This window comes from Kribbella sindirgiensis (assembly GCF_004331435.1).
GTDB lineage: Bacteria > Actinomycetota > Actinomycetes > Propionibacteriales > Kribbellaceae > Kribbella > Kribbella sindirgiensis.
The window spans coordinates 687,733-710,878 of sequence record NZ_SJKA01000001.1 but is presented as its reverse complement, the minus strand read 5'-3'; the positions used below and the strand labels follow the sequence as shown (position 1 = coordinate 710,878).

The window sequence follows — 23,146 nt, the reverse complement described above, 5'->3', positions numbered from 1 at the left end:
TTCCGTTCTACGGATCAGCTGACGACCGGCGCCAGGCCGACCGAGCGGGCGACCGCGTCCGGGTCGCCGCAGATCTCGAGCCAGTTCGCGAGCATCCGGTGGCCGCCCTCGGTCAGCACCGACTCCGGGTGGAACTGCACGCCCTCGACCGGGAAGTCCCGGTGCCGGGCCGCCATGATCACGCCGGCCTCGGTCCGTGCGGTCACCTGGAGCTCGTCGGGCACGGTGTCCTGCGCGATCGCCAGCGAGTGGTACCGGGTCGCGGTGAACGGCGACGGCAGCCCGGACAGGACGCCGGCGCCCTCGTGGAACACCTGGCTGGTCTTCCCGTGCAGCAGCTCGTCCGCACGGCCCACAACCCCGCCGTACGCGACGCCGATCGCCTGCAGGCCGAGGCACACTCCGAAGATCGGGACCTCGCGGCCCTTCTCCTTCACGATGTCGACGCAGGCACCGGCCTCTTCCGGCGTACCAGGGCCGGGGGAGAGCAGAACGCCGTCGTACTCGGCGGCCTCGTCAGGGGTGACCTCGTCGTTGCGCAGGACGGTGGTGTCGGCCTGCAGTTGCTGCAGGTACTGCACCAGGTTGTAGACGAAGGAGTCGTAGTTGTCGACGACAAGGATCCGCGGCATGCGGTCCATTATCGCCCGCTGGCGGTCGGGCTTGTCGAGGGAGTCCGCGGGAAGCCCGGAACCGTCGCGCTCTGCAGGTCCAGGGTGCCCTCGTACGCCGGCATCGCGATCGACGACTCGTTCTTCACGTCGTACCCGAGCTGGAACTTCACCACGTAGTCCTGCAGGTTCTCGATGTACTGCGAGTCGTCGAGCGCCTTCTGCAGCTTCCGCCGGTCCCCGATCGCGGTGATCTTGTACGGCGGGAGGTACGGAACGCCGTGCAGTACGACGGAGTTGCCGACGCACTTGATCCCGGTCGTCGAGATGACGCGGTGGTTCTGGATCGAGATCGCGTCCGCGCCGCCGGCCCAGAGCGCGTTCACCACTGCCTGGATGTCCTGCTGGTGGATCACCAGCCAGTCGGCGTCGACATCCGGGTTGTCCTTGACGACCTGGGACGGCGCGTCCTTCAGCGTCACGGTTAGCCCCGGCCCGGTGACCGGCGTGGTGCCGACCGCGTCGGACAGGTCCTTGAGCTGCTTGGACAGCACCGGGTCGATCGACCCCTGCTGCGCCTGGAGCTTCTCGATGTCCTGGGTGAGCGCCGCGTGCTGCCGGACCAGGCTGGCGCTGCGCCGGCTCTGTTCCTCGACGAGGCCCGCGAGCGTAGTGTTACGGCTGGGCCTGAGGTCGGTGCCCCGGGCGTTGGTGGCGCTGGTCGCGAACAGCAGTCCGGCGCACAGCAACGCCAGCGGCGCACCCGCGCGCCACAGCGAAATCCGCCTCAACCTACGCACCCGTGATCTCCATATTGCTCTCTGCACTACGCTAACCCGGACCGGACCCGAAACATGGTCCTGCTGCGGTCAGCTTATGCGTCCTTACAAGGAGTTCAGTCGTGCCCGAGTCGAGCAGTCGCAACAAGAAGAAGACCGAGAAGGTCAAGGCCGAGAAGACCCCGAAGAAGCCACGTACCAGCAGTCGCGTGTGGGTCGCGCCGCTGATGCTGGCCTGCTGGCTCCTCGGACTCGCCTGGCTGGTCGTCTTCTACGTGGCCGGCCAGGACATCCCGGTGATGAAGGACCTCAACAACTGGAACCTACTGATCGGCATGGGCCTGATCGCAGTCGGCTTCGTCGTCTCCACCCAGTGGGTCTGACCAAGTTATCCACATCCGTATCCCCAGTTGTGCACACCGATTCGGCGAAGTTATCCCCAGCTCGAGGTGCACTTCTCCACTGAAAGCGACGGAAACTCGTTCAAATCTGTGGATAACTCAGGTTTGAGGGGGCCAGTTTCCACACCGTTCATGTCGGGAGTGGGCGGTTGTCCACGACCTTCTTCATGACGATGGTGGATGTGAGGCGCTGGACGCCGGGGAGTCGCGCCAGCCGTTCGTCGCGCAACTTCTGGAAGGCGGCGATGTCCGCGGTGACGACTCTGACGAAGTAGTCCGGCTCTCCGAACAGCCGTTCCGCCTGCACCACCTCGGCGATCTCGGCCAGGCCGGCTTCGAAGCCGGCGACCGACTCCTCTCGGTCCATCGTCACCGAGAGCAGCACCTCGAACCCGTGCCCGACCGCCGCCCCGTCGACCACCGCGCGGTATCCGCGAATCACCCCGGCCCGCTCGAGCTCCCGCAACCGCCGATGACACGGCGCCGCACTCAGCCCGACCCGCTGCGCGAGCTCAGTGACCGTCAGCCGGCCGTCTTCCTGGAGCACAGCAAGAATCTTGCGATCAATGGCATCCACGGCAAAGATCCTATCCGTATCCACCGCCGTTGAGCATGAGGTTGCAAGAATCCGTCCCGGTTTCAGCAGTAATCTTGCGCCATGCTCGACTTCCTGCCCATCACCGCCGCCTGCTTCGGCATCCCGCAGTACCTCCCGCAGATCTTCAAGCTCCGCCGAACGGGCGACACGGCAGGCGTCTCGTGGTCCTGGGCGACACTGACGAGCATCAACAACGCGGCCTGGTTCGCCTACTTCATGGCTTCCGGCTACTGGACCGCGAGCCTCCCGTCGACGGCCGCAGCCGTACTGGCCGGCACTGTCTCGGTCCTGCTGGTACGCCGCGGTGCGCTGAACCGCCGCGCTATTGGGTGGATCGCCGGGTGGGCCGTTCTGCTGATGGTGGCTGCCGTGGTCGGCGGGCGGGTCGGGTTGGGCTCGCTGCTCGCCGCGGCCTCCATCATCCAGGTGACGCCGTCGTTGTGGACGGCGTACCGGACCGATCGGCCCACAGGGATCTCGGTCGGTACCTGGCGGCTGGTGTTCGGGGAGCTGGCCTGCTGGTTCGTGTTCGGTCTGTGGAAGGGCGACGTACGCCTGGTGACGCTCGGGGCCACCGGGGTGCTCGCGAGTCTGCTGATGCTGGCCCGGGCGCGGCAGGCAGGCGTACTTTCGAAATGCCGACTAGCGGCCTGAGAGACGGGGAGGGTCTCACATGTTCGTTCAGGTCATTCAGGGGAAGGTCACCGACGCCGAGCAGGCGCATGCGGCGATGGATCGGTGGATGGAGGAACTGGCGCCCGAGGCGTCCGGCTGGCTGGGGACCACGGCCGGGGTCACGTCGGACGGCAAGTTCATCGCGCTGGCTCGTTTCGACTCCGCCGACGCTGCACGGCGGAACAGCGACAGCCCGGCGCAGGACAAGTGGTGGCACGAGTTCTCGTCGCTGCTCAGCGACGGGGCCACCTTCCACGACACGGAGGACGTGGTGATCGACACGCACGGCGACCCGGACGCCGCCGGTTTCGTCCAGGTGATGCAGGGCGCCGGCAGCGACCCGGAGCGCGCGCGTGAGCTGATGGGTCAGCACCGGGACGAATGGGCCGCGTTCCGGCCCGATGTCCTCGGAAGTGAGGTCGCCATGTACGGCGGCGGCGAGTACACGATGGCGATGTACTTCACCTCCGAGGCCGAGGCCCGCGAAGGCGAGCGGAAAGAGGTGCCGCCGGAACTGCAGGCGGAGATGGACGAGATGAACAGTCTCGCCTCCGGCCCGCCGGCGTTCTACGACCTCGAGCACCCCTGGCTGTACTCACCGAGGTAGTCAGCCACCCGAGGCGGCCGCGACGGAACCCCGTCGCGGCCGTCTCCACTTCTACGTAGAGCTATACGTAGACATCCGCGCACACATGTGCGTATAGTTCTACGTAGGAGGAGACAAGCGATGCCGAACAAGACGATCTACGTGTCCGACGACGACCTGCCGCTGTACAAGCGGGCCCAGGAGCTGGCCGGGAACCTGTCCTCGGCGATCTCGATCGCACTGCGCAAGTACGTCGAGATGGAGGAAGGCCGGTTCGAGGGGTACGACGAGATCACCGTGCGGGTGGGCCGGGGCACCGGCCGCAAGCAACGATTCTCCGGCGTACTGCTCGCGGAAGGCGGCCGGTCGAGCAGTTCCGGGTACGAGGCCTTCAAGGTCTACCGCAGCCGGACCGGGAAGTTCGTCCTGCACGCAGACCGCCGCAGCCAGTTCAAGCAGAACGCCGACGACGAGCGCTATCTGACCGGGTGGCGTTCCTGGGTCGGCAACTGGAGCTCGGACCAGTCCTGGAGCATGGCGCAGGGCGAGGCCACGCTGCACGTCGTGGACACGGTCGAGGAACTCCGCGCCCTGATCCCGGACGACCTCTATCAACTCGTCGAGGAGGCCGCTGATCAGCCCGCGGTCGAGGACCTCGACATCTAACTGAACCACGCACCACCACCGCGCGCGCCGGCAGCCGGCCGCTCGGCCGGTGAGGCACGCCCAAATCCTCCTCCAGCAGACCCGTCAACCACCCCGGGTCAGGTTCACCCTGCCCGAAAACCCCAAGGATCCCTCATGTCAGCAGCGATCGACGTCCGCGGACTGCGCAAGTCCTACGGCGAGAAACTCGTTCTCGACGGCATCGACCTGAACGTTGCCGAAGGCACCATCTTCTCCCTGCTCGGCCCCAACGGCGCCGGCAAGACCACCGCGGTACACATCCTGTCCACGCTGGTCGCCGCCGACGCCGGCGAGATCCGGGTGGCCGGCCACGACCTGCACCAGTCGCCCGAGGCAGTGCGTGCCGCGATCGGCGTCACCGGTCAGTTCTCCGCGGTCGACGGCCTGATGACCGGCCGCGAGAACCTGATCCTGATGGCCGATCTGCACCACCTCGGCAAGCAGGAGGCCCGCCGCCGGGCGGACGAACTGCTCGAGCAGTTCGACCTGGCGGAGGCCGGCAAGAAGCTCGCATCGACGTACTCGGGCGGCATGAAGCGCCGGCTCGACCTGGCCATGACGCTGGTCGGACGGCCCCGGATCATCTTCCTGGACGAACCGACCACCGGCCTCGACCCGCGCAGCCGGCACAGCATGTGGACGCTGATCCGCGAACTGGTCGCCGGAGGCGTCACGGTCCTGCTCACCACGCAGTACCTGGAGGAGGCCGATCAGCTCGCCGACCGGATCGCCGTCCTCGACCACGGGCGCCTGGTCGCCCAGGGTACGGCGGAAGAACTCAAGCGGCTCGCTCCGGGCGGGCACATCCGGCTGCGGTTCACCTCGCCGGAGGAGTTCACGCTCGCGGGCCAGGTGCTGCCGACCGCCGTACCGAACCACGAAGCACTGGTCCTGCAGGTGCCGAACGACGGCAGCGTGCACGCGCTACGCGACCTGCTGGCCCGCATCGACGACGCCTCGCTCGAGGTCGACGAACTGACTGTCCACACTCCCGACCTCGACGACGTGTTCTTCGCCGTCACCGGTCAGCCCAAGTCCGAAGAGGTGTCCGCATGAGTACCACCACCACGACCACCACGACGATCCGCCCGATGGCCGACATCGGCACCATGCTGCGCCGCAACCTGCGGCACGCCCAGCGGTACCCCGGCCTGTCGCTCGGCGCCCTCGGGATGCCGGTGATCATGATCCTGCTGTTCGGTCTGGTCTTCGGCGACACCTTCTCGGCCGGGCTCGGCGGCGGCGCGGGAGGGTTCGACTACATCGACTTCCTGACCCCGGGCATCCTGCTGATGTCGATCGCGTCCGGGACGATGTCGCCCGCGGTCGCGGTCTGTATGGACATGTCGGAGGGCATCGTCTCCAGGTTCCGGACGATGGCGATCTTCCGGCCGGCCGTGCTCACCGGACACGTGCTGGGCAACGTGATCGTGACGATCGTCAGCCTGGCCCTGGTGGTCGGCTTCGCGGTCCTGATCGGGTTCCGCCCGAACGCGTCGGTGGGGGACTGGCTGCTGGCGGCCGTCCTGCTGATCGGACTGACCATCGGCCTGACCTGGTTCGCTATCGCGCTGGGGCTGACCAGTAAGACGCCGGAGGGCGCGAGCAACGTCGTCCTGCCGATCAGCCTGCTGCTGCCGTTCCTGAGCAACACGTTCATCCCGCTGGAGGCGATGCCGAGCGGCATCCGCTGGTTCGCCGAGTACCAGCCGTTCACCCCGATCATCGACAGCCTGCGCCATCTCCTGCTGGGTACGCCGATGGACAGCAGCAGCGGCTGGCTCGCCGGTGGCTGGTGTCTCGCGATCGCGGTGATCGGATATTTCTGGGCCCAGTCCAGCTACAACAAGGGGACCGTGGCCTAGCACAACGCTACTGCCCAGGGTCATCTTTGAGCGCCCATCAACCATCTGGGCGGCTCGAAGATGGTTGGCAGGTTCTCAAAGATGGCCAGGGCTGGGTCGGCGTGGTTGGCGAAGGGACTGCGCGGAGCCGTCAGCGTGGCGCTGGCCTGGAGTGGGGGGTTGGCGCGGGCGGTGGGGGCTTTGAACAGGTTATTTACTGTTCAAAGCCCCCGTAGGGGGTGCACGGTCCCACGTGGTGGTCAATGACCACGGTTCGTCCTGCGGTCTCCCCAAACCGGTTTGGGGAGACTCTCGACGCCGACCGGGGAGTGCTACTGCCCAAATCGGGACAGTTGGACTCCCCACAACGCCTCCACCCTCATTTCCGAGCGGACCATCAACCCACTCAGGACTTCTGGCGGGAACTCCGAGGGCGGGACACTAGGCGGGTGCGCCCAGGACGTTCGCGCGGGTGCGGACGTGGGCGGGGACCAGCAGGTCGCAGTCGGGGTTGTTCTGCGGGGCGCCGGCGACGACTTGGAGGGGGACCACGCCTGTCCAGTAGGGCAGGTCGAGGTCCTCCTCGTCGTCGTTGGCAGGTCCGGAGCGGGTCTTCACCGAGGCCTCGGTGAGGGAGAGCGCCAGGACCGACGTCTTCGCCAGCTCCTTGCGGTTCGGCGGGCGTACGGCGGCCGACCGGCCGGGGACGAGGTGGTCGACGATCCGGTTGAGAGCGTGCAGCTTCTCGTCCGGATCGGTGATCAGCCGTGGTACGCCGAAGATGACCGCGGACCGGTAGTTGACCGAGTGGTGGAACGCGGACCGGGCCAGTACCAGGCCGTCGGTGTGCGTGACGGTCACGCACACGGTCTGCTGCGGGGCCGCGACCACGCTCCTGGCCGCGACCGAGCCGTGCAGGTACAGCTCCCCGTCCGGTCCACGGTCCAGATCCACGCCGTACGCCGTCGGCAGGACGAGCGGATCGCCGTCGACCACGACGCCGAGGTGGCAGAACATGCCGTCGAGCAGTACGTCGTACAGCACCTGCCGCTCGGTGGCGGCACGTTCCTTCGAGCGACGCAACGAGGTCCGGGCGGTCGGCTGCAACGGCGTAGTGGTCATGTAACTAGGTTCACCCGCGAGTGGACTGGCGGCACGGGCCATTCCGGCTCGAATCAGCTAGTCCACTGCGACCAGCGGCGCGGTCTGAGTCACGTGGCGGCGGCGGGTCGGCATGCCCACCATCGGGTTTTCCACACTCCAGGCGGCGCCCTTGCAGATGAACTCCTTGTAGACGGCGGCCACCCGGCCCGTCAGCGCCGCGTTGACCGCGCGGTCGTCCGTGGTGACGTACTGGACCAGCCCGTCCTTGCGCCCCAGCGAGATGCACTGGTTGAAGTAGAACAGCGGCGCGTGCGGGAGCTTGCCGCCGGTCAACCGGGCCGCGATGGAGTCTGCGGCCTGCCACGCCATCGGCTGACCCGAGGCGCAGGACATCCGCAGCGGCTTGTTCTTCGAGCCCATCGCGTACGCCGCGTCGCCGATGGCGTAGACGTCCGGGTGCGAGACGGACCGCATGGTGCCGTCGACAACGATCCGCCCGGTGTCGGTGGCCTCCAGCGCGGTCGCCTGCACGATCGGGTTCACGGCGAACCCGGCCGTCCACACCGTGACCGCGGCCGGGATCGTGCTGCCGTCGGCAGTCGTCAGCTGGTCCGCGTCGACGCGCGTCACCGCGGCGTTCTCGTGCACGGTGATGCCGAGCCGGTCGACCACCTTCCGAAGGTGCCGGCGTCCCTTGGGCGACAGCCAGTCGCCCAGCTCACCGCGGACGGCGAACGCGACGTGGAGATCCGGCCGCGACTCGGCGAGCTCGGTCACGAACTCGACGCCGGTGAGGCCTCCGCCGACAACCGTCACGGTCTGTCCGGCGGTCAACGACGCCAGGCGCTCACGCAGCCGAAGCGCACCAGGGCGACTTGCGATCTCGTAGGCGTGCTCCGCGACACCCGGAACGCCCTGCGGGTTCCAGCGGCTGCCGAGCGCGTACACGAGGGTGTCGTACTCCAGCCCCTCCGAATCCAGCTCAGCCGAGTCGAGCGCGACCGTCTTGCGGTCGACGTCCACCCCGGTGACCTTCGCGAACTTCAGGTCGATCCCGGTCCCGGCGTAGATCTGCTCGAACGGACGCAGTTTCAGGTCCCGCCCGGTGGCCACCTCGTGCATCCGGACCCGCTCGACGAAGTCGGTCTCGGCGTTCACGACCGTGATGCTGACCTCGTCGCGGTGCAGCCGGGCGGCGAGACGGCCGGCGGCGACGGCTCCGGAGTACCCGGCGCCGAGAACTACGATGCGGTGCTTCATATTCGTACTCCTGTCTGATGCGGTGTCCACCCTTGAACCGGGTAGGCCGGCGTTTCATGACAGGTCGGCGATGTGAAGCAGGTCACAGAATGGTTGTCAGCGGCTCCCCGTGATCGGAGGCGGCGAACAGCTCGGTCGCGCGGGCCAGCTTGTCCGGGTTCGCCTGGGTGCGTACGGCGGTCACGCCGTCGGCGCCGACCTCGAGGCACATGACACCGATGACCTCGCCGTTCGCGACCACCACGAGCGCGGGTTCGCTGTTGGCCGGCCAGGCGTAGATGTCCGCCGTACCGCCGACGTACACGCGCTTCGCCTCGGACGGTTTGAACAGGCCGCGCAGGAAGCGGGCGACCGCGAGCGCGCCCTCGACCGCGGTGGTCCGGGCCGGGACCTTGCCGCCGCCGTCGCCGACCGAGACGGCGTCGGCGGTCAGCAGCCGCACGATCGAATCGGTCTGCCCGCTGATCGCCGCGGCGAGGAACTCGTCCACGATCCGCCGCGCCGTGGCCTCGTCGACCTCGGTCCGCGCGCGGCCGTCTGCGAGGTGCTGCTTGGCCCGCCGGAAGATCTGCTGGCTGGAGGATTCGCTGATCTCGAGGATCTCGGCGATCTCCCGGTGCGGGTAGTCGAACGCCTCCCGCAGGACGTAGACCGCCCGCTCGTTCGGCGACAGGCGCTCCATCAGCGTGAGTACGGCGTACGACACCGACTCGCGCTGCTCCGCGGTGTCCGCCGGGCCGAGCATGGGGTCGCCGTCGAGCAGCGGCTCGGGCAGCCACTGGCCGACGTACGTCTCGCGCCGCGCGCGGGCGGAGGCGAGCTGGTTGAGGCAGAGGTTGGTGAGCACCTTCGTCAGCCACGCCTCGGGGACCTCGATCCGGGCGATATCCGTGGCCTGCCAGCGCAGGAACGTCTCCTGGACGGCGTCCTCGGCCTCGCTCGCCGAGCCGAGCAGACGGTACGCGATGGCCTCGAGCCGGCCCCTGGATCCCTCGAACCGGGACACGTCCTCCGCGGTCATCGTCATACTGCGATCCTAATAAGGTGCAGACTTCGCTGCCGCTGACGATCGACCGGGACGCCGGACTGCCGTTGCACCTGCAGCTCGCGGAACAGTTCCGGGCGGCCGTGCTGGACGGTCGGCTCCAGGCCGGTCATCGGCTGCCGTCGACGCGCGACCTCGCGCGGGAGCTCGGCGTCTCGCGGTCCGTGACGCAGGCGGCGTACGACCAACTGCATGCCGAGGGCTGGATCGAAGGGCGGACCGGCGCCGGCACCTTCGTCACCGACGTCGTCCCGTTGCAGCCCGCCGTACGACGACGTACACAGCATCGGCCCGATGCCGACGCGAAGCTCCTGACGCTGCGTCCCGGCATCCCGTACATCTCCCCGACGCCCGACCCGGGCTGGCGGCGGGCATGGCGTGAGGTTTCCACCCAGTCACCGCCGGGCGGGTACGACGACGCGGCCGGGCTTCCCGCGCTGCGGGCGGCCCTCGCGGACCACGTCGCCCGGGTCCGCGGAATCGCCTGCGGCCCGGAGAACGTCCTCGTCACGAACGGCACTGTCCACGGGTTGCGGCTGCTGCTCACGGTCACGCGGCAACCCGGCGACCGGATCGCCATCGAGGACCCCGGCTACCTGAACGCGGTCGTCGCCGCCCGCGATCACCGGCTCGAGATCGTCGACGTCCCGGTCGACGAGGACGGGCTGCGGGTCGACGCGCTGACGGACGCATCCGCTGTTTATGTCACCCCGTCGCACCAGTACCCGCTCGGCGGCCGGCTGCCCGTTGCCCGCCGCAACGAGCTGGTCCGCTGGGCACGCCGCACCGGGAGCCTGCTGATCGAGGACGACTACGACAGCGAATTCCGGTACGACGTCGCGCCGCTGCCCGCGCTCGCCCAGCTGGACCTGGAGCGGGTCGTCCACCTCGGGACACTGTCGAAGACGCTGAGTCCCGCGCTCCGCCTCGGCTGGCTGGTCGCATCCGAGGCGATGGTCGATCGGCTCGCCACGTTCCGGGAGAACTCGGGCGACTGGCCCGGCTGGCCGATGCAGGCCGCGATGCTCGCCATGCTCCGCGACGGTACCTCGACCAGGCCGTCCGCCGCGGACGCCGGCTGTACGCGGACCGGCGTACCCACACCTGCGCGGTGCTGTCGCCGTACGGCCAGGTCGTCGGCCAGGACGCAGGGCTGCACATCACGCTGCTCCTGCCCGACGACGCCGACGACCTACGGATCGCGGCCGCGGCCCGTGAGGCCGGCGTCGTGGTCGCGCCGCTGTCCGAGTACCGCCGGAGCGTGCCGGGACCGCCAGGGCTCGTGATCGGCTACGCGACACCGTCGACGTCCGACCTGCACCGAGCCCTGACGATCCTGACCGAAATCCTCAGTCGCCGTTGAGCGGCTCGTAGGGACTGGTGGCCCACCGGAAGTACGCACGCGGCGGGAACGTGCCACTACGGCGGCCGAGGCCGTTGATCACCGTGGCCGTGCCGTTGGTGTGACCGACGGCGTACTGATACGCGGTCCGGGTGTCGAAGTCGATTCCGACCAGGAACGTGCCGTACTGGCCGCACTTGGTCGCGACGAGCTTCTCGAACCCTTGCCACGTACGGGTCCGGACCGGCCTCACGACCGGCTTCATCGGCGAGCCGACCGGGATACGAATCGTGTAGAGGGCGCCGCCGCGGGTGTTGGCCAGGAAGGTGTCGTACGTCGCGGTCTTGCTGATCAACGCCATCGACTTCACCGCGGCGAACCCCGGCGCCGACCCGGTCGCCTTGAACCGGTGCGGGATGTCGACGTCGAAGCTCCACCGCCGCAGCGTCCCGTCGCCGGCCAGTCCGTACGCCGTGTTGCGTGCGGTCGCACCCTTCGCCGCGAACTGCGACACCTCCAGCGCCTTGTACGTCGACCACCCGGAACCGACGGGCTGGGAGCCGCGCGGCAGGCCCGGATCGATCTCGGCCTCGTTGGTGAGCGAGTAGTACCAGTTGTAGGCCTTGTCGCCCGAGATCGCCCAGCCGGCGACGTCCAGACCGTACCCGTTCGGCACCTGGGTCGAGGTCGACGCCAACCGGACCGGGCCGAGACCGGTCGTCGGGTCGCCCTCAGGGCCGAAGGAACTCAGCGCGACGTCACAGGTTGCCGACTCTCGCTGTGCGGTCGTGCCGGTCGCGTTCGCCGGATCGACACCTGCACTGGCGAGCACCAACACCGCAGCCGGCAGCACTGCCCAGCGCTTCATTGTCAGTCGCCGTTCAGCGGATCGAGGTAGAAGACGACGCCCCAGCGGTAGTAGGGGGCATCCGGCATGGGCTTGTTGACCTTGCCGAGGGCGTTGATCACCGTGGCCGTGCCGTTCGCGTGGCCGACGGCGTACAAGTAGCCGCTCTTGGTGTCCTTGTCGATGCCGAGCAGCAGCGTTCCGTAGTTGCCGCACTTGTCCGCGACCAGCGCCTCGAAACCCTGCCAGGTGCTCGTCCGCACCCGTGTCACGATCGGCTTCAGCGGCGACGTGATCGGGATCCGGATCGTGTAGAGGGCACCGCCGCGGGTGTTCGCGAGGAAGGTGTCGTACGTCGGCGTCTTGCTGATCAGCGCCATCGACTTCACCGACGAGAACCCGGGCGCCGACTGGGCGGCCCTGCCGAACCCGCCGTTCCAGCGGAACAGCGTGCCGTCGCTGCGCAGCCCGTACGCCATGAAGTGCGAGACATGGGTTTTGGGGTCCTCGAAGTGGGCGACCTCGAACGCGGTGAAGTTCGACCAGCCGCCGCCGATCCGCTTGACGATGTCCTCGCCGACATTGCGGTTGTAGAAATAGCGGTACAGCGCATCGCCCTGCACGACGTAGCCGGACCGGTCGAAGCCGGCGACGTTGGGTTCGACCTCCCACACGGAACTCAACCGGACCTTGCCGGGTGGGAAGACAGGCTCGTCGACCGCTACGGGCCCCTTCATCGTCGGCGGCGTGCCGGCGGTCACGCCGGTCGAGGTCTGGGCGCCGGCGGCGTCGACCGCCCCGAGCCCCACGGTGCAGGCCTCGGTCGCGGCCTGCGGTGCGGCGTGAGCTGCCGGTACGAAGGCCGCCGCGGTCAGCGCGACCGTCCCGGCCAAACAGGCAAAGGTGTTGCGTCGTTTCATCATCTCTCCCGGATCTCGGTCTTCCACAGACCTTGATGCAGGAGGGACCGGACAAGTTATGGATTCCCGGGGCGCGGTTGCTCGACGACCGGGCGGTCGCCGTCCCAGGTCAGCCGGGACAGCCACATCGTGCGGCCCTTCGGGTCGGTGCCGACCTGTGCAGGGTCCCACGCGTGGTAGACGAACCAGTCGCCGAGGACCATGTTGTGTCCGGGCCCAGCGGCGTCCGGGCTCGACTTCAGGATCGGGTCGCCGGTCTTCACGCACGGGCCGATCGGCGACTCGCACAGCGCGTGGCCGACGGCGTACGTCGCCTTGTCGAACGCGTTGCCGGAGTAGAACAGATGGAACTTCCCGTTCCGTTCGACCATGTACGGCGCCTCGACCAGGTTGCCCTCCCAGGGCAGATCCTGCTTGATCAGTCGATGCACCGGACCGGTCAGCGTCAGACCGTCAGCGGAGAGTTCGGAGACGTAGATCCAGGTGTCGACGTCGATCGCGTTGCCGTCGTTCTTCCAGTACAGCCAGCGCCGGCCGGTCGAGTCCTGGAACGGTGACGCGTCGATCGAGCCGCCCTCGCCGGCCTGGCTGACCAGCGGCTTCATCGATTTGTCGACATATGGACCAGTGGGGGTGGACGCCACCGCGACGCCGACCGCCTGCCGATCGGCGACGACGTCGCGGGACGTGTAGTACATGACGTACCGGTCGGGTGCGTGCACGGCGACCTCCGGCGCCCACACCCTGCCGGGCGCCGTCCAGCCCGGTAACGACGGCAACGCGTCGCCGACCGCCTCCCACGACACGAGGTCGCGGGAGGTCAGCGTCTGCACATTGCCCAGCGGCCCGTTCGTCGCGAAGGCGTAGTACTCGTTGCCTACCGCAATGATCTGCGGATCGGCGAAGCTGCCGTCGTAGACCTTCATTCACTTGCTTTCGTAGAACTTCAGGTAGTCGAAGGTGGCGACCGGCGGCGGGTTCGCACCGGTGAACTCACCGTGTGCATAGAGACCGATGCGAGCCGCGGACGGCAGCACCCAGGACGCGCCCCAGGTCCAGTTCTTCCCGTCCACCGACGTACCGGCCTGGTAGACATGCTCACCGGCGGCGTTCTGGTGGTACGCGAGCCGCATCCACAGTGTCGGCGCCGACCGCCCGATCGCCGCCGCGCCGTACGACGTCGCGCCGTCCGACGGCCGTGCCACGAGCTCCCGCCCGTACTCCGTCTGGCGGGTCTTCCAGATCGCCACGCTGCCGAGCCGGGCGAAGTCGCTGTCGTTCAGGTACGCGATCATGCCGGCCTGCTGGTAGTTGCGGACGTCGCCTTGCCCGGTGTCGAGGTGCAGCTTGGTCTCGGCGATCCAGCTCTTCCCGGCCGGTGCCGTGTGGAACAGCAGCCCGGCGTTGTTCGACGAGCCGGTCATGTCGGCGTTCTCCAACGGCCACGACAGCTTGCCGTCGGCAACTGTCGCCTTGGCGTCCTGACGAACCCACGACCAGTCCGCACCGAGCGGCCCGTTGAAGTCGTCACCGCTCAAGAGGTCCCCGGTCCGCGGTACGTCGGCCAACCTCGTCACCGGCCGCGCTACCGGGCGCACCGTGAGGTTGTCCACCTCGGCCGATCCGAACCACCCCACCGGCGCCGACCCGAGCTTCAACCCGGGCACAGTCACCTGCGCCTCTGCGTAGACGTCTCCGAGGCCCGCGTCGTTCAGTCGTGCCGTCACGGACGATCCGGACACCTGGACGGACAGCTTGTTCCACTGCGTGCGGTCGAAGTCGGCGGGCAGATTCGCGGACGCCGTACGTCGGCCGACTGTCAGCGTCACGCGATTGTTCGCGACCGTCGCCACCACCTGATTGCCGAGAACCGTGGTGAAGGACGTGCCCAGCCGAACATCCGCTTCTACGCGAAGGGAACCGGCGGGGGCGGCCGCGCGGGTTCGGGCTGCGCCGTTGATGGTGGCTGTGGGGCCGCCGAGAGAATCACCTGGTTGCTTGGTGGCGCCCTGGAGACCAGCGGCCGGGTCCGTGGAGTCGATGCCGAGCGACGATCCGGTGGTCGGTGCGGGGACCGGGCCCTCGGACGGGCCGGCGCCGGCGCGGGTCCGGGGCCAGCCGTTGATCCAGTCGATCTTGTCGATCAGCATCGGCCGCCGGTTGATCCCGAACGGGTTCGTCAGCCACGGCGTCCCGCGATCGATCGCGTGGTAGACGATGTGGTCCTGACCGGCCGCGTCGGTGATGAACGCGTGATGACCGGGACCGATCCACTTGTTGCCGTTCTGCGTGATGACCGTCGTGCCGCCGACCCGGGAGCCGGTCAGCGCGGCACCGTCGGCATCCAGGAACGGACCGCGGGGAGAGCGCGAGCGGCCGGCGAACACCGAGTATCCGGTGGTCGGGCCGGCGCAGCAGTTCATCGACGAGCCCATGAAGTAGTACCAGCCGTCGCGATACACGACGTACGAGCCCTCGTAGCGGTCGCCGATCGTGACCTGGGTCGGCTCACCGACCGCGTGCATACCGTCGGCGCTCAGTTCGGTGACGGAGATGCCGCCGTAGAAGCCGCCGTAGTACAGGTACCGCTTGCCGTCCGCGGCGGTCAGCATCGCCGGGTCGATGGTGCCGAAGTAGCCGCCGTTGCCGTCCGGTTTCGGGGCGACGACCGGGCCGCCGGTAGCGGTCCACGGTCCCGCTGGGGTCGGGGCTGTGGCCACACCGATCGCGGGATCGCCACCGGGGTTGGCCGCGGTGTCGGTGACGGTGAAATACATGACGTATTGACCGTCGAAGTACCGGATGTCCGGCGCCCAGAAGAAGGATCCCGGCGCGGCCCAGGCCGGCTTGGTCTCGTCGTTGAACACCGTGCCGAGGTACTCCCAGGAGCTGAAGTCCTTGGTCCGGGCCATGTGCATCAGGCCGAACGGACCGTTGGCCACCAACGGGTCGGAGGTGGCGTACGCGTACCAGTAGCCGTCACGGCCCTGGATGATCGACGGGTCGGCGAAGGTGTCGGCGAAGCTGGAACTGATGGCATTGGTCGTTGTCACCACAGGTGCGGCGGTCGCGGCCGACGTACCGGCCGCGACGGCGACCACCGTCAGGACTGCGGCAAGGAGTCGTTTCGAAGGCACGGGCGGGTCCCCTCTCGATCAACTGCTGAGCTGGATCAGGTGCCACGATGCGGGCGGCAGCGTGGCACGACAGACACCGTCGACGACCTCGGTGGCGTCGACGGTCCGGGGCTGGACCCGGTCCGGATCGTCCGCCGTGTTCACGGCCGAGCGGTCCTCGTCGTACAGGGCAAGGTGCCGGGCCACGTGCCCGGTCACCGGGATTTCCAGGTCGATCTTGTCGGTCTCGCTCCGGTTCACCACGAAGATCGCGGTCTCCCCGGTGTTCTCGTCGTACGTCGCTGTGCTCCACAGGGCCGGGATGCGGCCGAAGGCGGCGGTGTCGAGCTCGGGGCCTCCGGTGATCGCGGTCCGCAGTACGGTCGGACCGGCGTACCGCGCGGTCAGGGCGAACGGGTAGAAGATCGTCTGCCGCCACGCGTGCCCGCCGGGCTCGGTGCGGATCGGGCCGATCACGTTCACCAGTTGCGCGAGGCAAGCGATCTTCACCCGGTCGGCGTGCCGCAGGAGCGTGATCAGCAGGCTGCCGACCACCACCGCGTCGTCGACCGTGTAGGTGTCCTCGATCAGCGGACCGACCTCACGGATCGGCAGGCCGAGCTCGCCCGGGAAGTTCTGCTGGTACCAGACGTTCCACTCGTCGAAGGACAGCGTCAGTTCCTTGTCGCTGCGCTTGAGCGCCTTCACGTGGTCGGCGGTCGCGATCACCGCGGAGATCATCCGGTCCATCTCCTCGGCGGCCGCCAGGAAACTCGCCTGGTCGCCGTCGCGCGGCTCGTAGTACGCGTGCAGGCTGATGTGGTCGACCAGGTCGTAGGTGCGCTCGAGGACGGTGCGCTCCCAGTCGCCGAACGTCGGCATCCCGGCGTTGCTCGATCCGCAGGCGACCAGTTCGAGGCCGGGATCCACGCGGCGCATCGCGTTCGCGGTCTCCTCGGCGAGCCGCGCGTACTCCTCGGCGGTCTTGTGGCCGATCTGCCAGGGGCCGTCCATCTCGTTGCCCAGGCACCAGATCCGGATGTCGTGCGGCTCCGGGCTGCCGTTCGCGACCCGGCGGTCGCCGAGCGAAGTGCCGGCCGGCAGGTTGCAGTACTCCAGCAGGTCGACGGCCTCGCGGATCCCGCGGGTACCGAGATTGACCGCCCAGATGGGCTGTACGCCGGCCTTGCGCGACCAGGCGACGAACTCGTCGGTGCCGAACTGGTTCGGCTCGATCGCCCGCCAGGCCAGGTCGAGCCGCCGCGGCCGCTCGTCCTTCGGGCCGACGCCGTCCTCCCAGTCGTAGTTCGAGACGAAGTTGCCGCCGGGGTAGCGGATCGCGGTCACGCCCAGCTCCCGCACCAGCGCGAGCACATCCTGCCGGAACCCGTCCGCGTCGGCGGTGGGATGTCCCGGCTCGTAGATCCCGGTGTAGACGCAGCGCCCCATGTGCTCGACGAACGAGCCGAACAGCCGGCGGTCCAGCCCACCGACCACGAACGCCGGATCCACCACCAGTCGCGCCACGATCCCTCCCGGGGACGGTTTACAACGTTTAACGTGGATGTCTACAACGATTGACAATCGGTGTAAAGGGCTGAGCAATGGCACACTCGGGCGACGGGACGGCGACAGGAGGTTCTCCGATGGCGACCAGGCTCAGTGACGTGGCCGCGCGGGCCGGTGTGTCGGTGAAGACCGTCTCGAACGTGATCAACGACTATCCGCACATCACCGCGCGCACCCGGGCCAAGGTCGAGGCCGCGATCGCCGCCCTGGACTACAAGCCGAACGTCAGCGCCCGGTCGCTGCGCAAGGGCCGCTCGGACTTCATCGCCCTGGCCATCCCGGAGATGGGTTCGCCGTACTTCGCCGAGCTCGGAGCGGCGATCAGCCGGGCCGCCAAGCGGCGCGGCATCACCGTGCTGATCGACCAGACCGAGGGCGAGTCCGCCGCCGAGCGGTTCGTCCTGGACGGCATGCGCGGCCAGTTGATCGACGGCATCATCTTCTCCCCGCTCGCCACCGCCCCGGCCAAGCTCACCTCGGCGGACACCGGGAAGCCGCTGGTCCTGCTCGGTGAACGACCGGCCGGCGGTCAGTTCGATCGCGTCGCAGTCGACTCGGTGCAGGCGTCGTACGACGCCACCACGCATTTGATCTCACTGGGCCGGCACCGGATCGCGGCGATCGGCGTCGGCGGGACAGGTACCGGCGCGGTCCGGCGGAAGGGGTACCGGAAGGCGCTCAAGGCGGCCGGTATGGCGCACGATCCTGTGCTCGAGCTCGCCGGGACCGGGTACCACCGGCTCGACGGAGCCGCGTCGATGCGAGAGTTGCTCGCGCTGCCGGAGCCGCCGGACGCGGTGTTCTGCTTCAACGATCTACTCGCCCTGGGCGCGCTCCGGACGCTGGCCGACGCGGGCCTGCGGGTGCCGGACGATGTCGCCGTGGTGGGTTTCGACGACATCGAGGACGGTCGCTACCACTCGCCGTCGCTGACCACGGTCTCACCGGACAAGGAGTGGCTGGCCGACAACGCGGTCGCCCTCCTCCTCGACCGCATCGCCGGAAACGGCGGCTCCACCCACCGCGACCTCACCGTCCCGTACACCCTGGAAATCCGCGAGTCGACCGGCGGCTAGCGCTCCGGGAAGCCGGCTAGTTGCTTCGCGAGACCGTTCTGGGTCTTGCTGACGCGGCCGACCAGGGTGAGTACGGCGTTGCGCACCGGGCGGATGGCGCGCGGTACGTTCGCGAGCCGGGTCAGGCGGTGGGCCAGGCCGATCACCCGAACGGCTTCCTCCCGGCTGTTCTCGGCGTACGCGTCGAGGCCGGTGTCGTCGCCGGCCAGCGCGGTCGACAGCGCGTCCGCCAGCGTGACCGCGTCGCGCAGCCCGAGGTTCATGCCCTGCCCACCGGCCGGGCTGTGCGTGTGGGCGGCGTCGCCGGCGAGCAGCACGCGGCCCGCGCGGTACTTGTCAGCCACCCGCTCGTGGATCCGGAACCGCGAACCCCACACGACCTCGGTGACCTTCGGGTGCGCCTCTCGCGGCCCGCGATCGGCCAGCAACCGCTGCGCGTAGGCAATATCGGGGTGCTCCGGTGCGTCGGGCATCTCCGCGACCAGCCGAAAGCTCCCGTCCGGCAACGGCGCCACCACGAGCAGTCCGGCCGAGGCGAAGTACAGCGCGACCTCGTCGACCGGTAGGCCGCCGTCCACCCGGACGTCGACCAGGCTGCACGAGATCTGCAGCGTGTTCCCCGGCATCCGGAGGCCTGCCAGTTCGCGGATCGTGCTGTTCATGCCGTCGGCGGCCACGACGTACTGCGTCTTGATCACGTCGCCGCTGTCGAGCGTGACCTCGGCGCCGTCAGCGGTCTGGGTCAGGCCGGTCGCGGCGTACGGACGGAGTACCGAGCCGCCGAGCTCCTCGAGGCGTTCGAGCAGCACCTGCTCGGTGACCGGCTGGGGGATCATCGTCACGAACGGGTACTCGGTCGGAAGGTCCGCGAAGCCGACCGGGATCAGCCGCCGGTCGCCGGCGCGGATCGCGAAGTCCTCGAGCTCCAGGCCGAGGTCGACGAGCCGCTTCGTGACGCCGAGTTGCTCCAGCACCTCCAGCGTCCGCGGGTGGATTACACAGGCCCGCGACGTGTTCGCCCCGGCGGCCTGCTGGTCGACAACCACCACGTCGTGCCCCTGCAGCCGCAGCCCGACCGCCACCGCGAGCCCGACCGGACCCGCACCCACCACCACAACCTCTGCCTGCTCCGGAATCATCGTCGCTCCTCTTGTCAACGCCTGTTGACTTTTACGCTAGAGCGGTCGACTCGAAAAGTCAACAAGTGTTGGCATATGCTCTGGGTATGGCGGAGAAGAAGTCCGATCGGACCCGGGCGGCGATCCTCGCGGCGGCGCGGGAGCGGTTCGGCGCGGACGGGTACGAGCGGGCGACGATCCGGGCGATCGCGGCGGACGCGGCGATCGACCCGGCGATGGTGATGCGGTACTACGGCAGCAAGGAGAAGCTGTTCGCGGCGGCAGCGGAGTTCGACGTACGGCTGCCGGATCTGAGCGGCGTACCGCGCGAGCAGGCGGGAGAGGTCCTGGTCCGGCACCTGGTCGAGCGGTGGGAGGAGGACGACACACTCCGCGTACTGCTCCGGACGGCCGTGACCAACGAGAGCGCCGCCGAGCGCATGCGCCAGGTGTTCATCGGGCAGCTCACGCCCGCGTTCGAGCGCGCCGCGGTGGACCAGCCGGCCGTACGGGCGGGGCTGATCGCCACGCAGGCGCTCGGGTTCGCGCTGTGCCGCTACATCCTCGTGTTCGAGCCGATCGCGACCCTGTCCACAGACCGCGCGGTCGCGTGGCTGGGTCCGACCATCACGCGTTACTTGACCGCGCCGGATCCCAGCCACGTGTGAACAGCCGGCAGCGTCTCAGCCAGCGACGGCAGTTGCGGGTGCCACTTGAGCTCCCACTCGAGTGAGAGCGGGTAGTCGGTGCCGTCGAGCACTGTCAGCAGCTCGTCGATCGGGAAGTCGCCGGCGTCGATCGCGACCGGGCGGTAGTCCTGCTGCGAGTCGGCCTGCTTGAACTGGACCAACTCGAGCCACGGCCGCAGCAGGGCGTACGCCTCGGGCAGCGTCTCGCCGTGCGACCAGGTGTGCGACGTGTCCCAGAGCGCCTTCACGTTGTGGCCGGGGACGTCGGTGTCGAGCAGCGCACAGAACGCGGCGACCTGCCGGGCGGTCGAGTGCGAGTCGTGGGTCTCCAGCAGGATCGGGACGTCCTTCGGTGCGGTCGTCACGCGATCGAGCGCGCGGATCTCACCGGCACTCGGGCCGTCCGGCGTACCGTCGGCGGGATCGTCGCCGGGAAAGACACGGACGCCGCGGGCGCCGAGGTCCGCGGCGAGTTCGAGGTGCCCCTCGAGCGGCTGCTCCTCGACCGCACAGAGCTTCACGTAGCTGCTCACCGCGAAGATCTCCAGGCCGGCGTCCTCGATCCGGGTCCGCAGCTCACGGCGCTGCGTGGCCGACAGACCGGTGTTCGTGAACTCGTCCGGCGCGGCCCGCAGCTCCAGACCGGTGAAGTTGTTGCCCTGGGCAAGTTCCAGGACGTCGTCGAGTGCAGCTCCGGGACAACCGAGGGTGGCGAAACCTAAGCGCATAAGACCTATCTGATCAGACCCAGCGGCCACGGCGGGGTTGGGTCCGCGGGCTGGTCGGCTGTTCGGGCTCGGTCGGCTGCTGCTCGTACGAGTACGGCTGCTGCTGGTACTCGGTCTGCTCCGGCTCCGGCGAGTACTGCGACCCGTACGACTCAGTGGCGTAGTTAGGGCTGTAGGTCTCGTAGGACTCGGTGCTGGTGTACTCCGAGCCACCGTTGCTGCTGTACGCGTCGTACTCGTAGTTGCTCGAGCTGTAGGACTCGGAGTTGTACGAGGACGAGTAGTCCGAGGTGTACGACGTCTCCTGGCTCGAGTAGCTGTCACCGGAGGAGTACGTCGGCTCCGGGCCGTACGACGGCACCGGCGGGAGCGGCTTCGACGGGGTCAGGAAGTCGTCCTGCTCCTGGTGGCTCGGGGCCGGCGCCGGCTCGTAGTACCCGGACGAGGCGGACACGTGCGACGACGGCTGCGTGTGCTCGGACTGCCCGTAGACGTTGTGGTCCGAGTACGACGAGTACGTCTCTTCCTGGGAGGTGTGCGTCGAGTGGCTCGGCACCGCCGGCTGGATCGCCGACGGGCTGTCGACCGCGACCCGAGCGGCCCGGCGGCCGGCGCGCGCAACAGGCGCGGGCTCAGGCTCGGGTGCGGTCTGCGCCTCCACAGGGGAGGCCGTCGAGGTGAGGTAGTCGGACTCGTACGAGTACGGCTCGGAGTAGCGCGCCGCCCACGGCTCCTCGGCGGGCTGCGGCTGCGGTTCCGGCTCGGGCTGGTAGGCGTACGGGTCGGGCTGAACCACAGTCATCGGGGCGGCCTCGTCACGCCAACTGCTCGTCGTACCGAGCACGTCCGCGGTGAGCGAGCTCCGGTAGTCCTCCCAGCTCTGCTGCGGCGCCTCGTACGTCGTCTCCTCGGCCGGCTTCTCGTCCCGCCAGGACTCGATCGGGCTGAACTGCTCGGTCGCGGGACCGGCCTCGTCGTCCTGCCAGCTCTGGGCGACCGGGGCGAACGGGCTCCACTTCGGCGGCTCGTCACCCGACGGACCGCCGGCGAACGCGGCCGGGGCGGCGGCGCCGTCACCCGGGAAGCTCTGCGGCGCGAACGGGCTCTGTACGGGCGCCTGCTCGGCAGCCGGAGCGTACGGCGCCGGAGCCTGCGGGGCCGGCGCGTAAGGCGCGGGAGCTTGGGGAGCCGGCGCGTAGGCGGCCGGGGCTTGCGGTGCCGGCGCCGGGGCGAACGGGCTGCCCAGCTGCGGGCCGCCGGCCATCTCCAGTTGCGGCTCGCGGACCAGACCCAGTGCGGGCCCGGTGGCGATCGGCTCGGAGATCGCGGGCTGCTCGTCGGTGTCGTCGTTCGCGTACGACGGCACCTGCGTGACCTCGTACGACGGGACGGCGCTGAGCTTCGGGCCCTGGTCCCACCACGGCACCCACTGGCGCGTGGTCTGCATGTGGTTGATCTTGCGGATCACCATCGTCGCGGCGACCGCGGAGACCACTGTCAGCACGAGGGACGCCGTACCGGCCAGGGCGATACCGCGCAGCGAGCCGACCGTGGCTTCCATCCACATCAGGAACCGGCGAACCACCACGTCGAACGCGAGAGCGCCGATCCAGGCGACCCACCACACGGAGGTGAGGGTCGGCGTCCTGAACCGGCGCAGGTCGTCGCTGTACACGGGGGTCTTCGGGTCGCTGGCGAGCCAGACGTCGTCGACGATCTGTTTCGGGTACCAGAGGTTCGGACCGGGGCAGAACCAGCTCGCCAGCACCCAGCCGTGGCTGCGGCGGTGGTCGGCCTGGCAGAACACCTCGGAGTTGACCCGGGCGCGCCAGAGCCAGATGACGAAGACGACCGCGGCGGCGACCGAGATGATCACGTTCGGGATCGCGGTGACCTTGGCGATCGCGTCGGCGCGGTTCAGATCCGCGTCGTCGACGTTCGGCATCCCGCCGAGATAGCGGTGCACAACGGAGTACGTGTTCCAGTCGGACCAAGTGGACAACAGGTGTGTGATCGTCGACGCCCCGAGCAGTCCGATGGCGATCTTCCCGACCGTCCCGACCTGCTGGAACTCCTCAGCCGCGTGCGGCTGCCACTCTTCCTGTTCCTCGACAGCAGTCATCAATGCCTGCGGGTGGCTCACGTCTCGCG

Annotated in this window: 23 protein-coding genes; 9 read left to right on the top strand and 14 right to left on the bottom strand. The window is 68.7% G+C overall.

Annotated features, from left to right (window positions below):
• Positions 1-14: 14 nt before the first annotated feature.
• Both E0H50_RS03620 and E0H50_RS03615 read right to left on the bottom strand, forming a co-directional pair.
• Positions 15-632: an aminodeoxychorismate/anthranilate synthase component II gene (locus E0H50_RS03620; RefSeq protein ID WP_131284630.1), complete on the bottom strand. Its 618-nt coding sequence runs from the start codon at positions 630-632 to the stop codon at positions 15-17.
• Between the two features lie 8 nt (positions 633-640).
• A complete protein-coding gene (locus E0H50_RS03615; RefSeq protein WP_131284628.1) occupies positions 641-1,411 on the bottom strand; it encodes a DUF881 domain-containing protein in 771 nt (256 codons plus the stop codon).
• A 101-nt stretch (positions 1,412-1,512) separates the two neighbouring features.
• On the opposite strand from E0H50_RS03615, the gene E0H50_RS03610 reads away from it, so the two are divergent.
• Positions 1,513-1,773, top strand: a complete 261-nt coding sequence (locus E0H50_RS03610; protein ID WP_131284626.1) for a cell division protein CrgA — start codon at positions 1,513-1,515, stop codon at positions 1,771-1,773.
• A gap of 148 nt (positions 1,774-1,921) precedes the next feature.
• On the opposite strand, the gene E0H50_RS03605 is transcribed toward E0H50_RS03610, so the two are convergent.
• A complete protein-coding gene (locus tag E0H50_RS03605) occupies positions 1,922-2,368 on the bottom strand; it encodes an Lrp/AsnC family transcriptional regulator (RefSeq protein ID WP_131284624.1) in 447 nt (148 codons plus the stop codon).
• A gap of 81 nt (positions 2,369-2,449) precedes the next feature.
• Between E0H50_RS03605 and E0H50_RS03600 the strand changes: the two genes are divergently transcribed.
• From E0H50_RS03600 to E0H50_RS03580, 5 genes are all read left to right on the top strand, one after another.
• The gene (locus tag E0H50_RS03600; RefSeq protein ID WP_131284622.1) at positions 2,450-3,043 is read left to right on the top strand and encodes a PQ-loop domain-containing transporter; all 594 of its coding nucleotides are present in this window, start codon (positions 2,450-2,452) and stop codon (positions 3,041-3,043) included.
• A gap of 19 nt (positions 3,044-3,062) precedes the next feature.
• A complete protein-coding gene (locus E0H50_RS03595) occupies positions 3,063-3,671 on the top strand; it encodes a hypothetical protein (protein ID WP_131284620.1) in 609 nt (202 codons plus the stop codon).
• 120 nt (positions 3,672-3,791) lie between these two features.
• Positions 3,792-4,316 carry an EXLDI protein gene (locus tag E0H50_RS03590; protein ID WP_131284619.1) on the top strand — a complete coding sequence of 175 codons (525 nt, stop codon included), beginning with the start codon at positions 3,792-3,794 and terminating at the stop codon, positions 4,314-4,316.
• Positions 4,317-4,451: 135 nt separating this feature from the next.
• A complete protein-coding gene (locus E0H50_RS03585) occupies positions 4,452-5,393 on the top strand; it encodes an ATP-binding cassette domain-containing protein (RefSeq protein ID WP_131284617.1) in 942 nt (313 codons plus the stop codon).
• On the top strand, positions 5,390-6,202 hold the full coding sequence (locus E0H50_RS03580) for an ABC transporter permease (RefSeq protein WP_131284616.1): 813 nt from the start codon (positions 5,390-5,392) through the stop codon (positions 6,200-6,202). Before E0H50_RS03585 ends, E0H50_RS03580 begins: the two co-directional genes overlap by 4 nt.
• A gap of 420 nt (positions 6,203-6,622) precedes the next feature.
• On the opposite strand, the gene E0H50_RS03575 is transcribed toward E0H50_RS03580, so the two are convergent.
• From E0H50_RS03575 to sigJ, 3 genes are all read right to left on the bottom strand, one after another.
• Positions 6,623-7,303, bottom strand: a complete 681-nt coding sequence (locus E0H50_RS03575) for a pyridoxamine 5'-phosphate oxidase family protein (protein WP_131284614.1) — start codon at positions 7,301-7,303, stop codon at positions 6,623-6,625.
• 57 nt (positions 7,304-7,360) lie between these two features.
• Positions 7,361-8,545, bottom strand: coding sequence for an NAD(P)/FAD-dependent oxidoreductase (locus E0H50_RS03570; protein ID WP_131284612.1), 1,185 nt, complete (start codon positions 8,543-8,545; stop codon positions 7,361-7,363).
• Between the two features lie 82 nt (positions 8,546-8,627).
• On the bottom strand, positions 8,628-9,572 hold the full coding sequence (sigJ, locus tag E0H50_RS03565; protein WP_131284610.1) for an RNA polymerase sigma factor SigJ: 945 nt from the start codon (positions 9,570-9,572) through the stop codon (positions 8,628-8,630).
• Between the two features lie 17 nt (positions 9,573-9,589).
• On the opposite strand from sigJ, the gene pdxR reads away from it, so the two are divergent.
• The gene (pdxR, locus tag E0H50_RS03560; RefSeq protein WP_238150749.1) at positions 9,590-10,876 is read left to right on the top strand and encodes a MocR-like pyridoxine biosynthesis transcription factor PdxR; all 1,287 of its coding nucleotides are present in this window, start codon (positions 9,590-9,592) and stop codon (positions 10,874-10,876) included.
• A 63-nt stretch (positions 10,877-10,939) separates the two neighbouring features.
• Here pdxR and E0H50_RS03555 read toward each other — a convergent pair whose 3' ends face one another.
• Genes E0H50_RS03555 through arfA form a run of 5 tightly spaced genes read right to left on the bottom strand, consistent with a single transcriptional unit; the run spans position 10,940 to position 17,342 of the window.
• Positions 10,940-11,800, bottom strand: a complete 861-nt coding sequence (locus E0H50_RS03555; protein WP_131284608.1) for a hypothetical protein — start codon at positions 11,798-11,800, stop codon at positions 10,940-10,942.
• 2 nt (positions 11,801-11,802) lie between these two features.
• Positions 11,803-12,699 carry a hypothetical protein gene (locus E0H50_RS03550; RefSeq protein WP_131284606.1) on the bottom strand — a complete coding sequence of 299 codons (897 nt, stop codon included), beginning with the start codon at positions 12,697-12,699 and terminating at the stop codon, positions 11,803-11,805.
• Between the two features lie 56 nt (positions 12,700-12,755).
• The gene (locus E0H50_RS03545; RefSeq protein WP_131284604.1) at positions 12,756-13,625 is read right to left on the bottom strand and encodes a glycoside hydrolase family 43 protein; all 870 of its coding nucleotides are present in this window, start codon (positions 13,623-13,625) and stop codon (positions 12,756-12,758) included.
• Entirely contained in the window at positions 13,626-15,836 is a 2,211-nt protein-coding gene (locus E0H50_RS03540) for a family 43 glycosylhydrolase (RefSeq protein ID WP_238150748.1), read from the bottom strand.
• An 18-nt stretch (positions 15,837-15,854) separates the two neighbouring features.
• Positions 15,855-17,342 carry an arabinosylfuranosidase ArfA gene (gene arfA / locus E0H50_RS03535; protein WP_131284602.1) on the bottom strand — a complete coding sequence of 496 codons (1,488 nt, stop codon included), beginning with the start codon at positions 17,340-17,342 and terminating at the stop codon, positions 15,855-15,857.
• A gap of 119 nt (positions 17,343-17,461) precedes the next feature.
• On the opposite strand from arfA, the gene E0H50_RS03530 reads away from it, so the two are divergent.
• The gene (locus tag E0H50_RS03530) at positions 17,462-18,460 is read left to right on the top strand and encodes a LacI family DNA-binding transcriptional regulator (protein WP_131284600.1); all 999 of its coding nucleotides are present in this window, start codon (positions 17,462-17,464) and stop codon (positions 18,458-18,460) included.
• Here the strand turns inward: E0H50_RS03530 and E0H50_RS03525 are convergent.
• A complete protein-coding gene (locus E0H50_RS03525) occupies positions 18,457-19,599 on the bottom strand; it encodes an FAD-dependent oxidoreductase (RefSeq protein ID WP_131284598.1) in 1,143 nt (380 codons plus the stop codon). The two genes, E0H50_RS03530 and E0H50_RS03525, sit on opposite strands and share 4 nt — an antisense overlap.
• 86 nt (positions 19,600-19,685) lie before the next feature.
• Here E0H50_RS03525 and E0H50_RS03520 point away from each other — a divergent pair, with 86 nt between their 5' ends.
• Entirely contained in the window at positions 19,686-20,246 is a 561-nt protein-coding gene (locus E0H50_RS03520; RefSeq protein ID WP_131284596.1) for a TetR/AcrR family transcriptional regulator, read from the top strand.
• Here the strand turns inward: E0H50_RS03520 and E0H50_RS03515 are convergent.
• Both E0H50_RS03515 and E0H50_RS03510 read right to left on the bottom strand, forming a co-directional pair.
• On the bottom strand, positions 20,213-20,995 hold the full coding sequence (locus E0H50_RS03515) for a sugar phosphate isomerase/epimerase family protein (protein ID WP_131284594.1): 783 nt from the start codon (positions 20,993-20,995) through the stop codon (positions 20,213-20,215). The genes E0H50_RS03520 and E0H50_RS03515 overlap by 34 nt on opposite strands.
• A 13-nt stretch (positions 20,996-21,008) precedes the next feature.
• The gene (locus E0H50_RS03510) at positions 21,009-23,117 is read right to left on the bottom strand and encodes a DUF4328 domain-containing protein (protein ID WP_238150747.1); all 2,109 of its coding nucleotides are present in this window, start codon (positions 23,115-23,117) and stop codon (positions 21,009-21,011) included.
• Positions 23,118-23,146: the final 29 nt, after the last annotated feature.

Excerpts from the sequence above, each read along its gene's own strand:
- E0H50_RS03620 (WP_131284630.1), bottom strand. The coding sequence starts at position 632 with ATGCCGCGGATCCTTGTCGTCGACAACTACGACTCCTTCGTCTACAAC.
- E0H50_RS03600 (WP_131284622.1), top strand. The coding sequence starts at position 2,450 with ATGCTCGACTTCCTGCCCATCACCGCCGCCTGCTTCGGCATCCCGCAG.
- E0H50_RS03595 (WP_131284620.1), top strand. The coding sequence starts at position 3,063 with ATGTTCGTTCAGGTCATTCAGGGGAAGGTCACCGACGCCGAGCAGGCG.
- E0H50_RS03590 (WP_131284619.1), top strand. The coding sequence starts at position 3,792 with ATGCCGAACAAGACGATCTACGTGTCCGACGACGACCTGCCGCTGTAC.
- E0H50_RS03585 (WP_131284617.1), top strand. The coding sequence starts at position 4,452 with ATGTCAGCAGCGATCGACGTCCGCGGACTGCGCAAGTCCTACGGCGAG.
- E0H50_RS03580 (WP_131284616.1), top strand. The coding sequence starts at position 5,390 with ATGAGTACCACCACCACGACCACCACGACGATCCGCCCGATGGCCGAC.
- E0H50_RS03575 (WP_131284614.1), bottom strand. The coding sequence starts at position 7,303 with ATGACCACTACGCCGTTGCAGCCGACCGCCCGGACCTCGTTGCGTCGC.
- E0H50_RS03570 (WP_131284612.1), bottom strand. The coding sequence starts at position 8,545 with ATGAAGCACCGCATCGTAGTTCTCGGCGCCGGGTACTCCGGAGCCGTC.
- sigJ (WP_131284610.1), bottom strand. The coding sequence starts at position 9,572 with ATGACGATGACCGCGGAGGACGTGTCCCGGTTCGAGGGATCCAGGGGC.
- E0H50_RS03555 (WP_131284608.1), bottom strand. The coding sequence starts at position 11,800 with ATGAAGCGCTGGGCAGTGCTGCCGGCTGCGGTGTTGGTGCTCGCCAGT.
- E0H50_RS03550 (WP_131284606.1), bottom strand. The coding sequence starts at position 12,699 with ATGAAACGACGCAACACCTTTGCCTGTTTGGCCGGGACGGTCGCGCTG.
- E0H50_RS03545 (WP_131284604.1), bottom strand. The coding sequence starts at position 13,625 with ATGAAGGTCTACGACGGCAGCTTCGCCGATCCGCAGATCATTGCGGTA.
- E0H50_RS03530 (WP_131284600.1), top strand. The coding sequence starts at position 17,462 with ATGGCGACCAGGCTCAGTGACGTGGCCGCGCGGGCCGGTGTGTCGGTG.
- E0H50_RS03525 (WP_131284598.1), bottom strand. The coding sequence starts at position 19,599 with ATGATTCCGGAGCAGGCAGAGGTTGTGGTGGTGGGTGCGGGTCCGGTC.
- E0H50_RS03520 (WP_131284596.1), top strand. The coding sequence starts at position 19,686 with ATGGCGGAGAAGAAGTCCGATCGGACCCGGGCGGCGATCCTCGCGGCG.
- E0H50_RS03515 (WP_131284594.1), bottom strand. The coding sequence starts at position 20,995 with ATGCGCTTAGGTTTCGCCACCCTCGGTTGTCCCGGAGCTGCACTCGAC.
- E0H50_RS03510 (WP_238150747.1), bottom strand. The coding sequence starts at position 23,117 with ATGACTGCTGTCGAGGAACAGGAAGAGTGGCAGCCGCACGCGGCTGAG.